The organism is Acidovorax sp. KPB24-03 (assembly GCF_057546605.1).
In genome coordinates this window covers 1-4,657 of record NZ_BAAJYR010000276.1, presented here as the reverse complement: position 1 = coordinate 4,657, position 4,657 = coordinate 1, and the positions used below count along the sequence as shown (strand labels likewise).

Sequence of the window (4,657 nt, the reverse complement as noted above, 5' to 3'; positions counted from 1 at the left end):
CCCCAGGCCGCGCAGCGCGAGCGTGGGCCGCGCCAGCAGGCCCGCGATGGCGGCCCAGGGCTTGGATGCGGGCGCGGTGTCGAGCACCGCCGCCACGCGCGCGCCGGCCTGCACGTACTGCGAGGCCACCAGGTACAGCAGCGGCCCGCTGCCCAGAAAGACGACCTGCGAACCGATGGCGCAGGCCTGCGCCTTCAGCGCGATCTGCGAGGCACCCAGGCTGTAGCAGCCGGCGCGGTGCCAGCCGGGCACGGGCATGAGGCGGTCGGTGGCGCCGGAGCACACCAGCAGCGCGTCGAACGGCAGCGTCTGCGGCTCGCCGGCATGCACCACGTGCAGTTCGCCGGCGGTCACGTTCCAGGCCAGGGTGTCGGGCCGGTAATCGACCGATGGGCGCAGGGCGTCGAAGTCGCGGTGCAGCGCCTGGGCCTTGCCGGCCTCGCTGCCGTAGAGCTTGGCGTAGGGCCGCTTGAAGCCTTCGGGCTGGCGGCGGTAGATCTGCCCGCCGTCGCGCCGGCTTTCATCCACCACGGTGGGGGCGCAGGCCGGCCTGCACCAGCGCCTGGGCGGCGCGCACGCCCCGGCCGGGCCGGTGCCGACCACCACGATGCGGGGCGAGCCGGTAGGGTTAGTGACTGGGGTGGCGGTGGGGGTGCTCATGCCGCGTCCCCTTGCGCATGGCGCGCCAGCGATTCGCGCAGGTCCGGCGTCACCGGCCAGTGCGCCGCGGGCGGGTGGGTGAGCACCTCCATGCCGGCTTCGGCCGGGGTGGAGCAGGCGCGCAGCCGATTGCCCGAAGGCGTCCACACCCAGCAGTCCTGGCAGGCACCCATGAGGCAAAAGCCCGCGCGCGGGCCGTCGCCGAACTCGCTGTCGCGCACCCGCCGCCCGTGCTGCAGCAGCGCCACCAGCAGGGTGTCGCCAGCGAGCGCGGCGGCAGGCAGGCCATCGATCGTCAGGGCGATCGGGGGGCGATCGGTCTCGGCCAGCCGCACGAAGCGGGCCGGCGGGCGGTGGGCGGTATCGGGCATGGGCGTCTGGAGGGCGGTCAGCGCTGGTGGGGAAAAAGCCGCTCGATGGGACAGTGCGTCTTGATGAACGGCGTCTTGATGACGATGTAGCTGAAGTACTTGGAGATGCCGAGGTTGCGTTCGAGCAGGTCCTCGATCACCTCCTGGTAATGGTTCACGCCGCGCGTCAGAAAGCGCAGCAGGTAGTCGTAGCCGCCGCTCACCAGGTGGCATTCGAGCACCTCGTCCACCTCGCGGATCGCGGCCTCGAAGCGCGTGAAGTCCTCGCGGCGGTGGTCGGTGAGCGTGACCTCGGTGAACACGGTGAGCGTGTCGCCCAGCTTTTCCAGGCGCAGGTGCGCGCCGTAGCCGGCGATGTAGCCCGCCTGCTCCAGGCGCTTGACGCGGATCAGGCAGGGGCTGGGCGACAGGCCCACCGCGTCCGCCAGGTCCACGTTGGTCATGCGCCCGTTCTTCTGCAGCTGCGCGAGGATGCGCAGGTCCAGGCGGTCGATCTTGAAGGCTTCGTTCATCATGGCGGCATCGGGACGTGAAGGAGGCTTCGATTCTGCGGCGGCGCGCGGTCGCTGTGTTGGCGTTGCGGGGGCGTTGCCGCCGGTTTCAGCCCTTGAGCGCGGCGCGCACGTCGGGCGCGTCCAGCACGTCGTCCAGCGTCTTTCGCAGGCGCTTGAACATTTCGGCGAACTCGTCCTCGGTGTAGGTGAGCGCGGGCGCAAAGCCCAGGATGTTGTCGCCGAAGGCGCGGAACACGATGCCGTTGCGGTACGCCGTGGCCGCGATGCGCTCGGACAAGCCCAGCGCCGGATCGAACCCGCGCCGGGTCGCCTTGTCGCTCACCAGCTCCAGCGCGCCCAGCAGGCCGCGGTGGCGCGAGTCGCCCACCAGCGGGTGCGCCAGCAAGGCATCCAGCCCGGCCGAGAAAGGCGCGGCGCCGCGCTGGCCGTTGGCGAGAATGCCGCCTTCCTCGTACAGCCGCAGCACTTCCAGCGCCACCGCCGCGCTCACCGGGTGGGCGGAGTAGGTGGCGCCGTGGCCGATGGGCGCGCCCTCGGGTGCACCGTCGGCGATGCCGGCGTAGAGCGCATCCGAGATCACCGTCGCCCCCATGGGCACGTAGCCGGCCGTCAGTCCCTTGGCCAGCGTGAGGATGTCGGGGGACACGCCTTCGGCCTCGCAGGCGAACAGCGGGCCGGTGCGGCCGAAGCCGGTGATGACCTCGTCCACCACCATCAGGATGCCCAGCTCGCGCGTGACCTCCCGCATGGCCTTGAGCCATCCCTGGGGCGGCACGATCACCCCGCCCGACCCCTGGATGGGCTCGCAGAAGAAGGCCGCCACGTTGTCCGCGCCCAGCTCGGCCACCTTGGCCCGCAGCGCCGCCACCGAGGCCGCGATGATGGCCGGGCCGTCCGACGGGTCCGCGGCGCGGTAGGGGTTGGGCGAGGGAATGTAGTGCTGCGTCGGCAGCGGCAGGTCGAACCCGCGGTGGAAGGCGGGCAGGGCGGTGAGCCCGGCGCCCGTGGACGACGAGCCGTGGTAGCCGCGCTCCAGCGCGATGAAGTGCTTCTTGGCCGGCTGGCCAATGGCATTGTGGTACTGCACGATGAAGCGCACGGCGGCGTCCACCGCTTCGGAGCCGCCCAGCGTGAAGTACACGTGGTTCAGCGATTTCGGCGTGATCTGCACCAGCTTTTCGGCCAGAAGAATGGCCGGCTCGCTGCTGAAGTGGAAGTAGCCCGTGGCGTAGGGCAGGCGGCGCATCTGCTCGGCGGCGGCCTGGACCACGCTCTCCTGGCCGTAGCCCACGTTCACGCACCACAGGCCGGCGAAGGCGTCCAGCAGCTCGTTGCCCTTGGCATCGGTGAGCCATGCCCCCCGGCCCGAGGACAGCACGGTCGGGCCGCGGCGCTCATGCGCTCGCCAGGGCGAGACGGGGTGGATCAAATGCGCCCGGTCGATGGCATCGAGCGAGGCGAGCTGGGGCAGGTCGGTGAGTTGGGTCATGGCGGGGTCCGGTCGCGGGCCAGGGGTTCGGTGGCGGTGGTGAGGCGTCTGTCGATGGCCCCAAGGTTAGGCCAGGGGCCGCTGCGCGTGGTGCTGCTTTGGCGGGGTTTGGCGCAGCACGCTGCGGTTGTTGGCGCGGTGGCAGCAGATCGTGCGGTGCCCCCGGGGACGCTGGCTGCCGGCCGCTATGCGTCAGTAGCCGCGCGAGCGGTCCACCAGCCCCACCATGGGCTCGCCCGCCTCGAACCGGCGCAGGTTGTCGACCACCACGTTGGCGGCGCTCAGGGGCTGGGTCATGCTCGCGATGTGCGGGGTGAGCTGCACGCGCGGGTGCCGCCAGAAGGCGTGCGACGGCGGCAGGGGCTCGGGGTCGGTCACGTCGAGCACCGCCTCGCCGATCTGCCCCACGGCCAGCGCGGCCAGCAGGTCGGTGTCGATCAATTGCGGCCCGCGCCCCACGTGCACCAGTCCGGCACCGGCCGGCAGTTGCGCGAACAGGTCCTTGTTCAGAAAGCCCCGCGTGGCATCGGTCAGCGGCAGCAGGCACACCAGGATGTCGGTGCGCGCCAGGAAGGCCGGCAGTTCGTGCCGGTCCGAGTAGCAGTGCACGCCGGCGAACTGGTGGCGCGAGCGGCTCCAGCCCGCGCAGTCGAAGCCCAGGCCCCGCAATTGGGCCAGCACCGCCTGCCCCAGCGAGCCCAGGCCCAGCACGCCCACCCGGCGTTCGCTGGCCGGGCGCACCGGCAGCACGCGCCATTCGCCCTGCTGCTGCTGGCGGCGGTACTGGGGCATGTCGCGGTGCAGGCCCAGCACGGCGTGCGTCACGTACTCCACCATGCCCTGCACGATGCCCGGCTCCACCATGCGCACCACGGGCAACTCGGGCGGCAGCGCGGCGAAGTCGAACTGGTCCACGCCCGCGCCCGATGAAAACAGCACCTGCAGCTGTGGAAAGCGCGTGGCCAGATCCTGCGGCGGTTCCCAGGCCGCGAGAAAGCGCACCTGGGCCGGGTCGCCGATGTCGGGCCAGATGCGAAAGTCGATCTCGGGCGCGCGGTCGCGGAACACGCCGGCCCACTGGCGACCGCGCACGGGGTCGGATTTGTAGAGGAAGGTGGTGGAGGTCACGGCAAGGCCCGGCAGGGTGGATCGTCGAAGGGGCGGGCTCAGCCCAGCGCCTGGGTGGCCAGGGCGAACAGCCGCGGGGCGCCGTTCGGGGCGTCCGATGCGGTGGGCAGGGTGCCGCCGCGCACCATGGTGGTGGGCGCGTCCACGCGCAGCAGGCCGATGCTCTCCAGCCACTCAGCCAGGCCGCTGTCGAAATCGATGTCGATGCGCGTGAAGTGGCCGGCGTTCATGCCGGCCAGGTGGGCGATCAGCGCCTTGGCGCTTTCCGCATCCGGCGCCACCACGGGGCCGATGGCATGCCCGCGGCCGAAGCGCCGCAGCAGCGCGAAGCCGCGCTGCTCGCCGTCGTGGTCCAGCACCACGCAGGCATCGCTGCGGGCCAGCAGGTCGTCGATGAGGGCATCGCGCGGCATGCCGCGCGCCTGGGCGTCGAGCCGGTGCAATGCGGCCGCCTCGTTCAGGCCGGAGGGGCGCAGGCGCCAGCCGGGGGGCAG

General features: G+C 71.9%; 6 protein-coding genes. All 6 read right to left on the bottom strand.

The genetic code is table 11. From position 1 onward, the window contains the following. The coding region (locus tag AC27KI_RS19040) for an NAD(P)/FAD-dependent oxidoreductase (protein ID WP_487115277.1) at nucleotides 1-660 on the bottom strand (660 nt) is incomplete at its 3' end. After that, nucleotides 657-1,031: a (2Fe-2S)-binding protein gene (locus AC27KI_RS19035; protein ID WP_284431436.1), complete on the bottom strand. Its 375-nt coding sequence runs from the start codon at nucleotides 1,029-1,031 to the stop codon at nucleotides 657-659. The genes AC27KI_RS19035 and AC27KI_RS19040, both read right to left, overlap by 4 nt. Nucleotides 1,032-1,048: 17 nt before the next feature. After that, nucleotides 1,049-1,543 (bottom strand): Lrp/AsnC family transcriptional regulator, encoded by a 495-nt coding sequence (locus tag AC27KI_RS19030; protein WP_272553201.1) that lies wholly within the window; start codon nucleotides 1,541-1,543, stop codon nucleotides 1,049-1,051. A gap of 88 nt (nucleotides 1,544-1,631) precedes the next feature. Further along, nucleotides 1,632-3,035 (bottom strand): aminotransferase class III-fold pyridoxal phosphate-dependent enzyme, encoded by a 1,404-nt coding sequence (locus AC27KI_RS19025; RefSeq protein ID WP_487115275.1) that lies wholly within the window; start codon nucleotides 3,033-3,035, stop codon nucleotides 1,632-1,634. Nucleotides 3,036-3,227: 192 nt separating this feature from the next. Beyond that, nucleotides 3,228-4,163, bottom strand: coding sequence for a 2-hydroxyacid dehydrogenase (locus AC27KI_RS19020; protein ID WP_487115273.1), 936 nt, complete (start codon nucleotides 4,161-4,163; stop codon nucleotides 3,228-3,230). A 38-nt stretch (nucleotides 4,164-4,201) separates the two neighbouring features. Next, on the bottom strand, nucleotides 4,202-4,657 hold a 456-nt coding region (locus AC27KI_RS19015; protein ID WP_487115271.1), incomplete at its 5' end, for a GNAT family N-acetyltransferase.